We start from the raw sequence: 14,968 nt of genomic DNA, 5'->3' as shown, positions 1-14,968 counted from the left end.
TTGAAAGCCTTGTGCTACAAAGGTTTGAAATGTTAAGAAAGATGTGACTAAAGGATAGCTTATTAAGGGGGGATTAAGGGGGGATCGACACCCCCCTTATTAAGCTATCCCTTATAGGGATCTTTCTTAACAATTTTTGCAGTAAGCACTCCAACCCTTATCCTGACTTGATTTCAGTTTTTTCTTTGTCAGTAAGGGTGTCAACAAGGAATATTACAAATTGTTAACCGAGTCTTGAAAGCCTTGTGCTACAAAGGTTTGAAATGTTAAGAAAGATGTGACTAAAGGACAGCTTATTAAGGGGGGATTAAGGGGGGATACATCTTCAATTTAATTATAACCAGCTACTTACTCTCCTATTTATCTTTATTTTATGGATTCTGCTACCAAAAAAGCCCAATTACGCAAACAACTAATTGCCCAAAGACGATCGCTTCCTAAGCATATTTGGCAAGAAAATAGTCAGCAACTTTGCAAAAATTTACAATCTTTACCCCTCTTTCAACACGCTAAAACCATTCTCGCTTACTTCAGTTATCGTCAAGAGCCGGATTTAAGTTCCTTATTTTGTCAACACCATCGCTGGGGTTTTCCCCGTTGTGACGGAGATAGCCTGACTTGGCACTGTTGGACTGCCGACGATCCCCTAGAATTAAATCGTTATGGCATCTATGAACCAACAGCGATCGCTCCTCTCATTTTACCGACCGAAGTGGACTTACTGTTAATTCCCGCCGTCGCTTGCGATCGCCAAGGTTATCGCTTAGGTTACGGGGGAGGTTATTTTGATCGTCTCCTACATTCCCCCGAATGGCAAGCTATCCCCTCGATCGGGATTGTCTTTGACTTTGCCTATCTCGATACCCTTCCCCTCGATACTTGGGACCAAAAATTACAGGCAATCTGTACCGAATCAAGAACCGAAATTTTTTAACAATTATTTCCTTTTGTGTGATCGGTTTAACTTATATAGGAGCGATCGATCTTTGTGTCCTTTGTGTCTTTGTGGTTCGTTCTGGTCGTTCGCTGGCACTGTATCTTAGAATACATTTTACCCACCGACTACTCATATATTAAGTTTTATTGAATCCGATCGACCCTTAAGATAGCTTTGCTAGGATGAAGTTCGCATCAAGAGATGTTTAAAGTAATCACCAGAAAAAGTCAACAGGGAAGCAATGAAACACTTTCACGAACCATGGATTCAAGAATGGTGTCAAGAAAACGGCTGGACAGAGCTATTTCTCGAACGCTACAGTAATTATTGGGCATTCCCTCCCAATGCCGTCATGCCAGAACCAATTCCCACCAAAGTGTTACAAAATATTAAGCGTCAAAAAGGTCTATCCCCTGCCGAAAAACTTTGGTTAGGAATGGCGATTGGATTGACTGTGACAGCTTTAATTCTCTGTGTCATCCTCGCTTGTCCTATGCCTATAGTTCTCGCTTTCGCTTTTGATGCTGTCACCGCAGCGCGATTGGAAGTGGAATATTAACCGGGCAAAAATTGAGCAGCAAAAACCTAAACAGGGGGAGATTTTTCCGAAAGTCTTCCCCTTGACTGCGTTTTTCCAGACAGGGACGATCGATCTGTCTTGAATCAGTAATCGGTGATTAGTGGTCAGTAGGAGAATAGAATATTAAGTGAGCAGTATTCAATGGCAGTTTTCTGCTGTCTTTTCACTGATTACTGTTTACTGTTTACTGATCACTGAAAAGTCCCCATGTCCGAATCTCGTCGCTTACAGTTTACCCCCGATCTGGAAATTTGTCGTATTTTGAACGGAATGTGGCAAGTTTCAGGCACCCATGGTTCGATCGCACCCCAAAAAGCGATCCCTAGTATGTTCTCCTATCTAGATGCCGGTTTCACCACTTGGGATCTGGCCGATCATTACGGTCCGGCTGAAGATTTTATCGGTGAATTTCGTCGTCAATTAGTCGCTCAAAGGGGTATTGATGCTTTAAATAATCTGCAAGCTTTCACTAAATGGGTTCCCCGTCCGGGTAAAATGACTAAGGAAATAGTCGCAAAAAATATCGCTATTTCCCTGCGTCGCATGGATGTGGATAGTCTCGATTTATTGCAGTTTCACTGGTGGGATTATCGCGATAAAAATTATCTAGATGCCTTATATTTTTTAGGGGAATTACAACAGGAAGGCAAAATTAAACACCTAGCCTTGACTAATTTCGACACGGAACATTTAAAAATTATTCTCAGCGCCGGGATTACAATAGTCTCCAATCAAGTCCAGTTTTCCCTGATTGATCGCCGTCCCCTCGTCAAAATGGCGCAGTTTTGCCAAGAACATAACATCTATCTCCTGGCCTATGGTACTCTAGCAGGAGGCTTATTAGGAGCTAAATATCTCGGTCATCCTGAACCCAATGCCATGAGTCTCAATACCGCTAGTTTACGGAAATATAAAAACATGATCGATGCTTGGGGAAACTGGCAATTATTCCAAGAATTATTAACTGTTCTTAAAGCGATCGCTGATTCCTATCATGTCACCATTCCTAATGTGGCAGTGCGTTACGTTCTTGAACAAAAAGCCGTAGCTGGAGCAATTATCGGGGTGCGTTTGGGTGTTGCTGAACATATCGCAGAAAATGCCCGTATTTTCGATTTTCAATTATCTCCCCAAGACTATCAAAAAATTGATCATGTCTTGGAAAAATCCCGGGATTTATTGCAGTTAATCGGTGATTGCGGCGATGAGTACCGTCGTTAACTGAAAAGGTGAATAGTTCTATCCCTATTCAATCCCTATCTAGAGGAAAAGTTGTCTATAAGTAGGTAGGTGTTAAAAATTCTCAGCTTTCCCCCCTTATTAAGGGGGATCCCCCCGCCTATCGGCACCCCCCTTATCAAGGGGGGCAGGGGGGATCGGCACCCCCCTTATTAAGGACTGATAACGGATAACTGATAACTGATGACTGATAACTGATAACTGATAACTGATAACTGAAAAGAGGCTAATGATGAGATTTGAACAAGCAATACCCGATGATCCCGCTAATCAATGGCGCTATCAATTAGATCAATTTGTGCAAGAAAATCAACAGGAATTAGCCGGTTTAATGTGGGGTTTACTCTCGGAATGGGGAGAAGATGCTCAAGAAACCCTAGGCATCGATCTTAAACCTCAGCCTCATTTTGTCTGTTGTTCTAGGGAGTCCCTAGAGAAATTAAATCGCAAGGTTAATTGTAAAATTCAAGAGATGCTTGGGATTATTTATCGCTATAATCCCAGCGAAGAAGTGGCTATAGTCGCTATCGGTGATGGTCAGGTAAAATTGATTTATTTTCAACCCGATCTTTCCCCTCCTGAATGTTTTGATCGCCTCGAAGTCGATCTTGATACCCTCATTCAACAGTTAGAGTCCAAAATGCTGACGGAAATCCAATCTTTCCCAATTTGATGCCGATTGCCAGCGCAAAAAGTTGGCAGGTTGTCCCACTGATAAACCAGCTAATCTGATCGCTTTTCTGGGGGATTCTGTCGCTAGAAGAATTGCCGTTTCTAAATCACATATTCCCCAGTTAACTAAATTGGCTACTCCTTGTAATAAGGGTAAGGTTGTTCCCGCTAAAGTACCGTCAAAAAGTCTTGCTGTTCCCTGTTTGACTTCAATTTCTCTCTCGTCCCAAGGATAGACACCATCCCCTAAACCGATCGGTGCTAAAGCATCACTAACTAAGAAAATTCCTCGATGATAATTACTGGCTTTTAGTAATAATTCTATCATGGTTGGATGGATGTGTTGACCATCGGCAATTAACCCACAATACACCTCGCGATTGATAATTGCTTCCCCTAATAAACCTGGTTGACGATGATGTAAAGGAGGCATGGCATTAAAGGCATGAGTAACCATTTTTGCCCCTTGGAAAAAGGCTTTTTTGGCTATTTCTTGACTCGCTTGCGAATGTCCTAAACTGACGGTAATTCCTCGATCGCTTAGGTATTTAATCACAGTACCGCTACTATCTAATTCTGGTGCTAGAGTGATAATTTTTACAATCGATAAGTAGTCCCCAAAGATTTTATCTACTGTTTCTATACTTGGGTTTAAAAGATATTGGGACGGATGCGCTCCCCTTTTTTCATAGTTTAAAAATGGTCCCTCTAAATGTACTCCTAAAACCTGGGCGCTCGCTCGATTTTCCTGTTGCTGTTTTTCGATATATTTGGCAATTACTGAGAGGGATTTTTGAAATTTCTCCACGGACGTGGTGACTAGGGTGGGAAGATAACCATCAATTCCTTGATTCCCCAGATAATCGCTAATATTATCTAATTTTTCTAGATCTGTTATTTCTAAGTCAGGAAATGCTAATCCTAATCCTCCGTTGATCTGTAAATCTACTCCTCCTAAGGATAGCCAATCCCCTTCCATATCGATAATCTTTTCCCCTTTTTTCCTTCCCCCCATCTCCGTGATTCTCTTGATCTTTCCCGCAGCATTTATCTCTATTTGTTGTCGATCCTGATGGGCGGGAATTCTAGCGTTAATTAGGGTTATCATAGCAGCAGAAAACTAATTTTTTTTTATTATAATCTCAAAAAAAAACTTTTTTTTTGATGATGCTTGACAAGGGAGCATTTTTTTGAGATACTTTTTTATACAATGGGAATCTTTGCGTTTAGCTATGAGTGCTGATGTCCAATTATATAAAAACTGATCATAAAAAAATAGTACCATAACCCGACCGCTCTCTGTCCAGAGATTGTAAAAATACTTTACAAAATAATTACAGCCTTTCTCTGGCGGTTCTTAGGAGGGAGTGACTGTCAAAGGGAAAGGCTTGTCCTATAATAAAATTAAGACTATATAAAAACTACTTTTTTAGCAATAAAAGAGTAGCAATCTCAGGGATTAGGGAGGGGTGTATGTTTTTTAGAAACATAGGGAAACAAACTCAAGAACCGCGTCGTATTATTATCGGAGATGTGCATGGCAATTTTCAGGCACTTTTGCGACTATTAAACCGAGTTGCTCCTGATAGTGAGGATGAGGTTTATTTTCTGGGGGATTTAATTGATCGAGGAGAGCAGAGCTTAGAAGTGGTGGATTTTGTCATCAAAAATAACTACCAGTGTCTCCTAGGAAATCATGAATATATGCTCTTAAAAGCTTTAGCAGGAAAAGAAGTTTCTGAAAGATGGTTAAACGGTTGGATCGAGAGTGGCGGGGCGGCGACACTACTAAGTTATAATAACAATATACCCGCCGAGCATATCAATTGGTTCCAATCCCTACCCGCTTATTTAGACCTAGGAGATATTTGGTTAGTTCATGCGGGAGTACACCCAGAATATCCCCTTGAACAGCAAACAAACGAGGAGTTTTGTTGGATTAGAAACGAATTTCATACCATGACCCAACCCTATTTCAAGGATAAACTAATTATCACAGGTCATACTTTAACCTTTACCTTTCCTGATGTCAAACCGGGACAACTAGCTCGCGGCAGCGGTTGGCTAGACATTGAAACTGGGGTTTATCATCCCCAAAGTGGTTGGTTAACTGCTTTAGATTGGACAAATCAATTAGTTTATCAAGTGCAGGATCAATCTAAAAATTGTCGCACGATCCCTTTAGAAAAAGCGGTGGTTAATCTAGACCTTGACAAGATTTCTCGTTACTCCTCCGGGGAAAGCTCATCTAAAGCGCTGAATCTTTAATAGTGATCAGAAAAGAGAAGCGATAAAACCAGAAGGATCGGTTAAAATAGTTGATAATCTGATTAATACCCTTTTCTAATGACCCTTGAACTCTTATACCAGGCCTTCATCGAAACAATTCAACATCCTGATCATGAGATAAATCTAGCTCGGGCAGCTCTACAAATAGCCAATTTTGAATATCCCCGTCTCAAGATTGATCACTATTTAAATAGGATAAACTTAATGGCTGACGAGGTAAAAAAACGCCTACCCGATAGATTATATCCTTTAAAAATAGTCAAGGTTATCAATCAATATTTGTTTGAAGATTTACAATTTACCGGTAATACCCAAGAATACTATGACCCCCGCAATAGCTACTTAAATGACGTAATTGATCGCCGCACTGGTATCCCACTCACTCTCTCGATTATCTATTTAGAGATTGCCAAACAGATCGATTTTCCCATGGTAGGAATTGGTATGCCAGGGCATTTTATTATCCGTCCCGATTTCGAGGAAGTAGAAATCTTTGTCGATCCCTTTCACGGTGGTGAAATCCTATTTAAACAGGACTGTCAAGAAAGATTAAGTCAAATTTATCAACAGCCAGTTAAATTAGAAGAACATTTTCTCAATATTGCTACCAATCAGCAAATTTTATTACGTTTGTTGACTAATTTAAAATATATTTACCTGAATCGTCAACAATGGTCTCAGACAATTCGGACAATAGATCTACTACTTTTGCTCATTCCTAATCATCCCCTAGAGCTGCGCGATCGAGGTTTAGTTTACTATCAAATTGGACAACTCAGCCAAGCGCAACAGGATTTAGGCTTCTATCTCGCTCTCCTACCCAACGCTCAAGATGCCGAATCCATTCGACAATTATTGCAAAAAATTAACTCTTAAGTCGCCAATCAGTTATCAGTTATCAGTTAACGGTATTAAATGAGGAGTATTAAATGACATTAATAGTGCTGTCTTTTCACTGATTACTGATTACTGTTCACTGAAAAATCCCCCAATCCTTTACTGATAAATGATAACTAAAATGACTATTAGCCCTTTCGTAACTGCGAAAAAACTCAAAATCGGTCAACTGCGAAAAGTTCATCATATCGCTTTCAACGTCAAAGATATGGATGCCTCTCGTCATTTTTATGGGGAAATATTAGGATTAGAGGAATTAGTGGGGGAAAAAATTCCCAGTACCTTAAAAGAATTAGTTGCCCAGGGAAAAGTGGCCAATTTTATCACCCCCGATGGTACAGTAATTGACCTATTTTGGGAACCAGATTTAAACCCTCCCGACGACAATCCCGAAATCGCTTTTACCCGTGCCAACCATTTAGCCTTCGATATTGCCCCGGAATGCTTCGATTTTGCCCTAGAAGTGCTACAAAGTCAGGGAATTACTATTGCTAGTGGACCCGTAACCCGGCCGACTGGGAGAGGGGTTTACTTCTACGATCCCGATGGCTTTATCGTCGAAATTCGCTGTGATCCCGCATTTTAACGACTCAGAGGGCGAAAATTGCCACGAAAAACCAAAAAAGTTAGGATAATCGCTAATATAATCGCTGTTATCGCAATTAGAGGCAGAGAAATCTGTTTAACAGCGATCGCCAAAAAAGCCCAGATAAACACCCCGATAAAAGCCCGATCTTTTCTTTTTAAACCGACTAAAATCGCGATTATCGCCCCGATAAGCAGAATTATTACCGTCCAGATCTGGTCAGTTAGACCCCATCGCTGCCAGTCGATCCAATCTAGCACCGAAGCGACATTGACAATCGTGGCTACGCTAATCCAAGCGAAATAAATACTAATAGGAGCATTAACTAATAAACCCTGTTTACGATTCACAATCAAGCGATTAATTTCTAAGCGAAGATAAAGCCGGATGAGAGGAATTAAAATGCCTAGCATTGCCAGTAAAGACAGGGTAAAAAAACGCAATTGAAAGAGAATTACCCAGAGAATCTGACAAGCACTAGCGATGGCTAATTCGTAGCCTAACCGACGCAAACGTGGTTCAGTTTTATTAAAAGCCAAAGCTTGGTAAATTCCCAGACTAATTAAACCCAGATAAATTAATCCCCAGATCGCAAAAGCATAATTAGCGGGAACAATTAAGACATCTTGAAAAACTGTATTCGAGATAGCCCCGATATTTTCGCCCTTAAGAGGAAAAATATTAGCGAAAATATTGGTAATAAAAGCCCCTAGAATAGCAAATAAATTTAGTTCTTGTCGGAGACGATCTCGATCAAAATTCATAGGTCAATCAAAGACAGAAAACATCATTTCACCCTGGGCGGCCAATTGCCCATCGACTCTTGCTTCCCCCTGCATTTTAGCAATTTTATTCATCTTGAAGGATAATAATTCCACCGTCATAATTAATTGATCTCCCGGCACCACAGGACGACGAAAACGGGTTTTATCAATGCCAGCGAAGGCAAAAAATTTCCCTTTCATCCCGGGTAATTGGGTCAAAATCACTCCCCCGACTTGGGCCATGGATTCCACAATTAACACCCCCGGCATCAAGGGACGACTGGGAATATGACCGGGAAAAAAAGGCTCGTTGATCGTGACATTTTTTAGGCCAACAGCCTTTTTACCTGGTACATAGTCAATAATCCGATCGACCAGGGCAAAGGGATAACGATGGGGGAGTAGTTGGCGAATTTCCTCAACGGTAAAGGTAGTTTTTATGACTGGTTCCAACTCGGTTAAGGCTTCGGTAACGATGGTCATGCAAGTCAAAAATTACAAGTGAGATTAGACATTATCTCACAATCAGTTATCAGTTATCAGTGATCAGTTTACTGGAAACGGCTGACAGCCTTTTTAATTGGGCATTTCAGTTAAACGAGCATTTTGATAATAATGGCTGAGAATGCGGTCATAAGTCACCCCTTGGTCAGCGAGGGAAAAAGCGCCCCATTGACTTAAACCGATCCCATGACCGAAACCGCGACCATTAATGGCAAAAGTACCGTTATTAGCTGAAATCGTGAATAGGGTACTACGCAGCTCGAGGAATCGCCGTAATTGGGTATCAGAGATTAATTTAGAGCCTTGATCGCCCACTATACGCATTCTAATCACTCGTCCGTGGGGAGTGGTTCTTTCGGGAGATAGCGATCGCACACGACCAACACCACCAATTAAACGGCCTAATTCCCCGGCGCTAAAGTTTTTTGACCACTGGAATACCGGGGCGACTTGGTCGTAATCGACGACACCGCGCAGGTAGGGTAAGGGGGAATTCCAAACATCTTCGACATTTTCCGTATGACCCCCGGAGGAGGAGTGAAACACCGCTAAAATCGGTTTGCCGTTGAAACTCATAATTTGTCCGGCGGTGGCATTAACCGCCTCGTGGGTGCTAGTAAACTCGCTTTCTAGACCCTTATAAACTTGGGTGCGGGTGGTAGTATCGAGATCGTAGATGCGATTACCAGAAGTATTCATTTGGTAGAGAGCATAGGTACGCGCCGCCACAGATTGGGCTTTTAGGGCCTCTTGCGGCCAGGAGGGAATCGCCTCCGCACCGACGACACTATAGAGATATTCCTCTAAATCGACTAAATTTAGGGCTGTCACCCCAGAACCTTGCCGAATGATCCTTGTGCGTCCTCGATACCAGCGATCATTAATCCAGACGTAACCATCATTCTCCGGTTCGATGATCAATTGACTGGCCTGCCAATCGGCCAAACCCACCGCTTTTCCTCTGGGATTAGCATTGAGGGCATTCATGGCGGTTAATTCTCCTAGGACTCTCCCGGCCCCATCTTTCACCACAGCATCGGTGGAACTACCCACGGAGACGGCGCTAACACCTTTACTGATGGCAATGCGTAATTCGACAGCAGCTTGGACTGGAGCGATAATCAAAGCCCAAAAAACTAGGATGAGCCAGCTATGAGCAGGCAGGCGCTGCAGGTAACTACCCAGCAGCCTTGCTGTGTGTTTATTGGTCATGGGGGTCGGACTCCTCACACAATCGATCGATAATCAATTTTAACCGGACTGGGATTTTTTGGCTACTCCAGTCTAGAAAAATTTTTCCCCTGTCACTTTTTCCCGATGGTCTGACAATTTTTCTCTCCTCTGGCCCATGAATGGGCAAATTTCCCTATTTTGTCCGATTAATCGGGATTTATTAGGTTTAGTCGATTATTCTAACTAGGTAGGTGTTAAAAACTATCAGATGCCCCCCTTATCAAGGGGGGATTAAGGGGGGATCGGCATCCCCCTTATCAAGGGGGGATTAAGGGGGGATCGGCACTCCCCTTATCAAGGGGGGATTAAGGGGGGATCGGCACCCCCCTTATCAAGGGGGGATTAAGGGGGGATCGGCACTCCCCTTATCAAGGGGGGATTAAGGGGGGATCGGCACTCCCCTTATCAAGGGGGGGATTAAAGGTAGGGTTGATTCATAAATCAATTCTAGGAAAGTGGGGAAAAAATCCATAACTGGGTTTTTGAAGTTCGATCGAGAGTTAGTCGTAATATTAAAAGCGGATTCGGTATAACATCTTGTCAATAAGTATTGTTATAATAATGACATCAATTAAGCTATAGTCGCCTATGTCTGAACAATTGATCGCTAGGCTTGCTAATGCCTTTAAACCAGTTCCTTTACCTGCCGATAGTCCCTTTTATGTGGATCTAAACGCAGTGAGAGCGGATGCTGATGTTTGTCAAGATTTAGGCAGAAAAATTATTCGTTCGCTGCCAACAGACTACACCCATCAACTCTACACAGGACATCGAGGAGGGGGGAAATCCACGGAATTATTGCGGCTGAAAAAATATCTAGAGCAAAAAAATTGTTTTGTTGTTTATTTTGCGGCAGATGAAGACGATATCGATCCAGAAGATGCTCAATATACAGATATTCTCATTGCCTGTACGCGCCATTTATTAGAACAACTAAAACAGGCTAATTCAACCCCATTAAAAAACTGGATAAAATCCCGTTGGCAGGATTTAATTGATTTAGCTTTAACAGAGATTAAAGTGGAAGATGTCAAATTAGAAACGGGAGAATTGATTAAATATTTTGGTAAAATGTCTGCGGCGATTCGGGCAATTCCCAGTCAAAGACAAGAAATAAGAAATAAAATCAATCCTCATACTGTTACGCTGTTAACAGCACTAAATGAGTTTATTGATAATAGCAAAACTGTCTTAGATGATTCAACAAAATTAGTGGTAATTGTTGATAACTTAGATCGCATTGTACCGATATATCGGCGAGATCATAAAACTAATCATGATGAGATTTTTTTAGATCGAGCTAATCAATTAAAGGGGTTAAATTGTCATTTGATTTATACTATACCTATTTCAATGGCCTATTCTAATCGGGCCAATGATCTACGCGATATTTATGATAATGACCCGATGGTTTTACCGATGATTATGCTTCGTAATCTTGATCGTACTATTAATCCTGATGGTATGGCAAAAATTAAGGCTATCATTGAGAAAAGAACGCAGCAATTTTTACCGACGAAAAAGCTAGAAACAGATATTTTTGAAAGTCAAGAAGTTCTGGAGCGATTATGTTTAATGACTGGAGGTCATGTACGAAACCTAATTTTATTAATGCAAACCGCTTTAGATCATGTGGATGCTTTACCTATTACCGCAAAAGCTGCTCAAAGAGCAATAACCCAAGCTAGAGATGTCTATCAGAGAACAGTAGAACATGAGCAGTGGAAAATTCTGGCTAAGGTATATCGTACCAACGAAATTCAAAATGATGAAGCTCATCGTAAATTATTATTCAATCGTTGTATTTTACAATATGCTTATTTTGATGCAGATGCAGAGTTGAAAAGTTGGTATGATGTGCATCCTTTAATTACCAAAATTAAGGAGTTTAATGATGAATTATGAATGATGAATTATGAATGATGAATGGGGAGCGGGAAACAGGGAACAGGTGAGAAAATTAGTGTACCTCATAAATCTGAATACAGCTATATATAATAATGACAAACCCAAAAGTAAAACCCTTAACTAACTTTCAGGAGTCGGATTTTGAAGGATTGCGAGAAGAGCAACCCCTAACAGCAGCAGAATCCTATCAATCATTACTGCGATCGCTGAGACGAAAAAATGGCTTTAATTTACTCTTTGTTCGCTGTTCTCCCGTGCAAGCTGATGAGATTATTCGGAGAGTCAGTCAAGATTTACCTAATAAAAATATTCAAGTCCTGCAGCTTGATTCAGAAACCGATAATTTGTATGAGAAAATTGTCGATCTACCAAATTATACAAATCTAAACATTCTTTTTGTGCGCGGTTTAGAAAATGCACTACTGCGCTACGAAGAAGCGGAAAGTGAAGGCTATTTCTTGTCGAGTCAAAGTCCGGTTTATGGGGGAACCTGGGCCGGAGTTCCTAAGATTTTAGGCTATTTAAACCTATCCCGTGAGCGATTTGAGCGGCAATTTCCCTTTACTTTAGTATTCCTATTGCCGGAATTTGCCTTGCGGTATTTTATTCGTCGTGCGTCGGATTTTTTTGATTGGTATTCGGGAGTTTATGAATTTCCGACGGATAAGGACATATTGGAAAGAGAAATTGAAAGACTGGTTTATTTAGACGGCGATCTCGATACCTATCAACAATTCACTCCCCAACAACGACAGGAAAAGTTAGCCGAAATTAAAGCCTATTTAAGCGATTCCCCATCTCTCGATCCTGTTCAAGCATCTGAATTGTGGCATGAAAAAGGCTTAATTCATCAAATGGGAAAAGAATACGAACAAGCGATCGCATCCTGGGATCGAGCTTTAGAATTTAAACCCGATTTCCATGAAGCTTGGAACAACCGAGGGAATGCGTTAGATGATTTAGGCAGATTAGAACAAGCGATCGCATCCTATGATCGAGCTTTAGAAATTAAACCCGATTACCATGATGCTTGGTACAACCGAGGGAATGCGTTAGATGATTTAGGCAGATTTGAACAAGCGATCGCATCCTATGATCGAGCTTTAGAAATTAAACCCGATTACCATGAAGCTTGGAACAACCGAGGGAATGCGTTAGGTAATTTAGGCAGATTTGCAGAAGCGATCGCATCCTACGATCAAGCTTTAGAAATTAAACCCGATGACCCTTATGCTTGGAACAACCGAGGGATTGCCTTAGATAATTTACGCAGATTTGAACAAGCGATCGCATCCTACGATCGAGCTTTAGAAATTAAACCCGATTACCATCAAGCTTGGAACAACCGAGGGATTGCGTTAAGGAATTTACGCAGATTTGAACAAGCGATCGCAGCCTTCGATCGAGCTTTAGAATTTAAACCCGATTACCATAAAGCTTGGAACAACCGAGGGATTGCGTTAAGGAATTTACGCAGATTTGAACAAGCGATCGCAGCCTTCGATCAAGCTATTAAAATTAATTCAAATGATGCTGATGCTTACTACAATAAAGCTTGCTGTTATGGCTTACAAAATAATGTGGAATTAGCTATCGAAAACTTACAAAGCGCCATCAATCTTGATGTCGAATATCAGGATATGGCGAAAACAGATAAGGATTTTGAGCAGATTCGGGGAGATGAGCGGTTTCAATCATTGCTAAGTTAAATAAATAACAAAAGAGATAACTATCTATGTTGAAAGCAATCCTATCATCAGAGTTAGGGTATAATAACTCTTAAGTCACAACTTTCGATCCTAATCAGGAGAACAATTGCTATGACACTGGCAAACACCCACCAACAAACCATTTTAGAAAAACTGCAAACCCTCAACCCACAACAACAACAAGTAATAGAGTTTATTGAATTTTTGCAACTTAAAGCAGATAAGACAGCAATTCATGAGGGAGAAAGAGAAATTTCTGCTTTAGAATCAGCCGGAGACTTAGTGGGGTGTTTAGACAGTGGTAAAGGAGATTTATCCCTAAAAAAGAGGGAATTTAAAAAGAAGCATCTAGTCTAATATGCTTAAAAGAGTAATTCTAGATACGGGGGTCTTAGTCGCCGTTCTCGACCGGAGTGATAATTATCACAATTGGGCAATTCAGCAATGGGAAAAAGTTGCCAAACCTTTATTAACTTGTGAGGCAGTTATCACTGAATCCTGTTTTATTTTGTGAAGTAAATAAAGAGAGAAAATTATTCATGTCAAACAAAACTATTGATCTCAATCAAGTACAGTTAACTTTACAAGAACTACTTGCCTTAATAAAGGTAGATACTGAAATTATTATAACCGAAGGAAACAAGCCTGTAGCTCGTCTAATTCCTTGGGGAGATACTGAAAAAACAACGTCTGAAACTCCTTCTCCTAAGTTACGACAACCAGGACTACACGCTGGAAAAATTAGGACTAGCGAAGATTTTGATGAGCCACTTCCTGAAGAATTTTGGACAGGTGAATCATGAAATTTCTTTTAGATACCCATACATTTATTTGGTGGGATAGCGAACCAGAAAAACTCTCTCAAAGAGCTTTAGAACTGTGTAGAGATCCTAGTAATACGCTATTACTTAGTATTACAAGTATTTGGGAAATGCAAATCAAACTACAACTAGGTAAACTATCACTCAAGATACCTTTAGCAGAAATGATTAATACTCAGCAGGAAACTAACCAAATTGGCCTTTTATCAATTACAGTCAGCCATGTTTTAGCTTTAAATACTTTACCTAACATCCATAAAGATCCATTTGACCGCTTGTTAGTTGCTCAAGCTAATCTTGAAAATGCTAGACTGATTAGCCATGATTCAATATTAGCAAAATATCCTGTTCAGATAGATTGGTAGATAGGGCTTGCTGAATAAATGTGAAATATAGACGAGGTAAGAGTTTTAGGGTTCTGTTTTGCTCTCACAGGTGCAAGATTTTGAGAGAATCGTCGTTCAAAACCTTGCGTCTTCATCGGCCCGCGTCCTGTAGGGGCGAAGCATTCGGACAATAACCTATCGGTGAAACCGTAGATTTTCTATCCGAATGCTTCGCCCCTACTTTTTCAGCAAGTCCTAGCCATTCTTGGTGGTTTAACCCCCAATTAAATAAAAGATCTGCGATTCCAAGACATACGGAAATTAGGGATATTCTCGCTAATAAAATCTGCAAAGATATCGGAATACCACTAATAAAATAAATCGTTCATCAGTCTTGATGTCAAATATCAGGATCTGGCAAAAACAGATAAAGATTTCGAGCAGATTCGGGGAGATGAGCGGTTTCAATCATTGCTAAGTTAAGTAAATAACAAAAGAGATAA

The 14,968-nt window shown here is 40.7% G+C and carries 18 protein-coding genes; 14 read left to right on the top strand and 4 right to left on the bottom strand.

Annotated features, from left to right (window positions below):
• Nucleotides 1-373 precede the first annotated feature (373 nt).
• From ACQY1X_RS12205 to ccmS, 4 genes are all read left to right on the top strand, one after another.
• On the top strand, nt 374-934 hold the full coding sequence (locus tag ACQY1X_RS12205) for a 5-formyltetrahydrofolate cyclo-ligase (protein ID WP_002751733.1): 561 nt from the start codon (nt 374-376) through the stop codon (nt 932-934).
• 244 nt (nt 935-1,178) lie between these two features.
• Nucleotides 1,179-1,496 carry a hypothetical protein gene (locus ACQY1X_RS12200; RefSeq protein WP_002733676.1) on the top strand — a complete coding sequence of 106 codons (318 nt, stop codon included), beginning with the start codon at nt 1,179-1,181 and terminating at the stop codon, nt 1,494-1,496.
• 228 nt (nt 1,497-1,724) lie between these two features.
• Nucleotides 1,725-2,738 carry an aldo/keto reductase gene (locus ACQY1X_RS12195; RefSeq protein ID WP_123229875.1) on the top strand — a complete coding sequence of 338 codons (1,014 nt, stop codon included), beginning with the start codon at nt 1,725-1,727 and terminating at the stop codon, nt 2,736-2,738.
• A 250-nt stretch (nt 2,739-2,988) separates the two neighbouring features.
• Nucleotides 2,989-3,429: a beta-carboxysome assembly chaperone CcmS gene (ccmS, locus tag ACQY1X_RS12190; RefSeq protein WP_002751731.1), complete on the top strand. Its 441-nt coding sequence runs from the start codon at nt 2,989-2,991 to the stop codon at nt 3,427-3,429.
• On the opposite strand, the gene nagA is transcribed toward ccmS, so the two are convergent.
• Complete coding sequence (gene nagA, locus ACQY1X_RS12185; protein ID WP_430014729.1) at nt 3,385-4,536, bottom strand: N-acetylglucosamine-6-phosphate deacetylase; 1,152 nt, start codon at nt 4,534-4,536, stop codon at nt 3,385-3,387. The genes ccmS and nagA overlap by 45 nt on opposite strands.
• A 365-nt stretch (nt 4,537-4,901) precedes the next feature.
• Here nagA and ACQY1X_RS12180 point away from each other — a divergent pair, with 365 nt between their 5' ends.
• From ACQY1X_RS12180 to ACQY1X_RS12170, 3 genes are all read left to right on the top strand, one after another.
• Nucleotides 4,902-5,696, top strand: a complete 795-nt coding sequence (locus ACQY1X_RS12180) for a metallophosphoesterase family protein (RefSeq protein WP_002751729.1) — start codon at nt 4,902-4,904, stop codon at nt 5,694-5,696.
• A 78-nt stretch (nt 5,697-5,774) separates the two neighbouring features.
• Nucleotides 5,775-6,593 (top strand): SirB1 family protein, encoded by an 819-nt coding sequence (locus ACQY1X_RS12175; RefSeq protein WP_002751728.1) that lies wholly within the window; start codon nt 5,775-5,777, stop codon nt 6,591-6,593.
• Nucleotides 6,594-6,735: 142 nt separating this feature from the next.
• Entirely contained in the window at nt 6,736-7,200 is a 465-nt protein-coding gene (locus tag ACQY1X_RS12170) for a VOC family protein (protein ID WP_002734772.1), read from the top strand.
• Here ACQY1X_RS12170 and ACQY1X_RS12165 read toward each other — a convergent pair.
• The 3 genes from ACQY1X_RS12165 to ACQY1X_RS12155 form a co-directional block, all read right to left on the bottom strand.
• Complete coding sequence (locus tag ACQY1X_RS12165) at nt 7,197-7,964, bottom strand: tryptophan-rich sensory protein (RefSeq protein ID WP_016515158.1); 768 nt, start codon at nt 7,962-7,964, stop codon at nt 7,197-7,199. The two genes, ACQY1X_RS12170 and ACQY1X_RS12165, sit on opposite strands and share 4 nt — an antisense overlap.
• Nucleotides 7,965-7,967: 3 nt before the next feature.
• Nucleotides 7,968-8,447 (bottom strand): 3-hydroxyacyl-ACP dehydratase FabZ, encoded by a 480-nt coding sequence (gene fabZ, locus ACQY1X_RS12160; RefSeq protein ID WP_002734156.1) that lies wholly within the window; start codon nt 8,445-8,447, stop codon nt 7,968-7,970.
• A 93-nt stretch (nt 8,448-8,540) separates the two neighbouring features.
• Nucleotides 8,541-9,680 (bottom strand): SpoIID/LytB domain-containing protein, encoded by a 1,140-nt coding sequence (locus ACQY1X_RS12155; protein ID WP_287637295.1) that lies wholly within the window; start codon nt 9,678-9,680, stop codon nt 8,541-8,543.
• A 609-nt stretch (nt 9,681-10,289) separates the two neighbouring features.
• Between ACQY1X_RS12155 and ACQY1X_RS12150 the strand changes: the two genes are divergently transcribed.
• From ACQY1X_RS12150 to ACQY1X_RS12120, 7 genes are all read left to right on the top strand, one after another.
• Entirely contained in the window at nt 10,290-11,606 is a 1,317-nt protein-coding gene (locus ACQY1X_RS12150) for a P-loop NTPase fold protein (RefSeq protein ID WP_430012827.1), read from the top strand.
• Between the two features lie 95 nt (nt 11,607-11,701).
• Nucleotides 11,702-13,318: a tetratricopeptide repeat protein gene (locus tag ACQY1X_RS12145; RefSeq protein WP_430012826.1), complete on the top strand. Its 1,617-nt coding sequence runs from the start codon at nt 11,702-11,704 to the stop codon at nt 13,316-13,318.
• Nucleotides 13,319-13,429: 111 nt separating this feature from the next.
• The gene (locus tag ACQY1X_RS12140; RefSeq protein WP_061430649.1) at nt 13,430-13,675 is read left to right on the top strand and encodes a hypothetical protein; all 246 of its coding nucleotides are present in this window, start codon (nt 13,430-13,432) and stop codon (nt 13,673-13,675) included.
• Nucleotide 13,676: 1 nt separating this feature from the next.
• A complete protein-coding gene (locus tag ACQY1X_RS12135; RefSeq protein ID WP_002733855.1) occupies nt 13,677-13,832 on the top strand; it encodes a PIN domain-containing protein in 156 nt (51 codons plus the stop codon).
• Between the two features lie 25 nt (nt 13,833-13,857).
• Complete coding sequence (locus ACQY1X_RS12130; RefSeq protein WP_002752677.1) at nt 13,858-14,121, top strand: type II toxin-antitoxin system Phd/YefM family antitoxin; 264 nt, start codon at nt 13,858-13,860, stop codon at nt 14,119-14,121.
• The gene (locus ACQY1X_RS12125) at nt 14,118-14,504 is read left to right on the top strand and encodes a type II toxin-antitoxin system VapC family toxin (protein WP_002734288.1); all 387 of its coding nucleotides are present in this window, start codon (nt 14,118-14,120) and stop codon (nt 14,502-14,504) included. The genes ACQY1X_RS12130 and ACQY1X_RS12125 overlap by 4 nt, the downstream gene beginning before the upstream one ends.
• A 348-nt stretch (nt 14,505-14,852) precedes the next feature.
• Nucleotides 14,853-14,948 (top strand): TPR end-of-group domain-containing protein, encoded by a 96-nt coding sequence (locus tag ACQY1X_RS12120; RefSeq protein ID WP_394296123.1) that lies wholly within the window; start codon nt 14,853-14,855, stop codon nt 14,946-14,948.
• The last annotated feature ends 20 nt before the right edge of the window (nt 14,949-14,968 follow it).

This window comes from Microcystis protocystis FBCC-A270, assembly GCF_050500235.1.
GTDB classification, from domain to species: Bacteria; Cyanobacteriota; Cyanobacteriia; order Cyanobacteriales; family Microcystaceae; genus Microcystis; species Microcystis ichthyoblabe_A.
This window is presented reverse-complemented; position numbering and strand designations above follow the sequence as displayed.

Excerpts from the sequence above, each read along its gene's own strand:
- ACQY1X_RS12125 (WP_002734288.1), top strand. The coding sequence starts at position 14,118 with ATGAAATTTCTTTTAGATACCCATACATTTATTTGGTGGGATAGCGAA.
- ACQY1X_RS12130 (WP_002752677.1), top strand. The coding sequence starts at position 13,858 with ATGTCAAACAAAACTATTGATCTCAATCAAGTACAGTTAACTTTACAA.
- ACQY1X_RS12170 (WP_002734772.1), top strand. The coding sequence starts at position 6,736 with ATGACTATTAGCCCTTTCGTAACTGCGAAAAAACTCAAAATCGGTCAA.
- ACQY1X_RS12165 (WP_016515158.1), bottom strand. The coding sequence starts at position 7,964 with ATGAATTTTGATCGAGATCGTCTCCGACAAGAACTAAATTTATTTGCT.
- fabZ (WP_002734156.1), bottom strand. The coding sequence starts at position 8,447 with ATGACCATCGTTACCGAAGCCTTAACCGAGTTGGAACCAGTCATAAAA.
- ccmS (WP_002751731.1), top strand. The coding sequence starts at position 2,989 with ATGAGATTTGAACAAGCAATACCCGATGATCCCGCTAATCAATGGCGC.
- ACQY1X_RS12145 (WP_430012826.1), top strand. The coding sequence starts at position 11,702 with ATGACAAACCCAAAAGTAAAACCCTTAACTAACTTTCAGGAGTCGGAT.
- ACQY1X_RS12155 (WP_287637295.1), bottom strand. The coding sequence starts at position 9,680 with ATGACCAATAAACACACAGCAAGGCTGCTGGGTAGTTACCTGCAGCGC.
- ACQY1X_RS12140 (WP_061430649.1), top strand. The coding sequence starts at position 13,430 with ATGACACTGGCAAACACCCACCAACAAACCATTTTAGAAAAACTGCAA.
- ACQY1X_RS12180 (WP_002751729.1), top strand. The coding sequence starts at position 4,902 with ATGTTTTTTAGAAACATAGGGAAACAAACTCAAGAACCGCGTCGTATT.
- ACQY1X_RS12205 (WP_002751733.1), top strand. The coding sequence starts at position 374 with ATGGATTCTGCTACCAAAAAAGCCCAATTACGCAAACAACTAATTGCC.
- ACQY1X_RS12195 (WP_123229875.1), top strand. The coding sequence starts at position 1,725 with ATGTCCGAATCTCGTCGCTTACAGTTTACCCCCGATCTGGAAATTTGT.
- ACQY1X_RS12175 (WP_002751728.1), top strand. The coding sequence starts at position 5,775 with ATGACCCTTGAACTCTTATACCAGGCCTTCATCGAAACAATTCAACAT.
- ACQY1X_RS12135 (WP_002733855.1), top strand. The coding sequence starts at position 13,677 with ATGCTTAAAAGAGTAATTCTAGATACGGGGGTCTTAGTCGCCGTTCTC.
- nagA (WP_430014729.1), bottom strand. The coding sequence starts at position 4,536 with ATGATAACCCTAATTAACGCTAGAATTCCCGCCCATCAGGATCGACAA.
- ACQY1X_RS12150 (WP_430012827.1), top strand. The coding sequence starts at position 10,290 with ATGTCTGAACAATTGATCGCTAGGCTTGCTAATGCCTTTAAACCAGTT.
- ACQY1X_RS12200 (WP_002733676.1), top strand. The coding sequence starts at position 1,179 with ATGAAACACTTTCACGAACCATGGATTCAAGAATGGTGTCAAGAAAAC.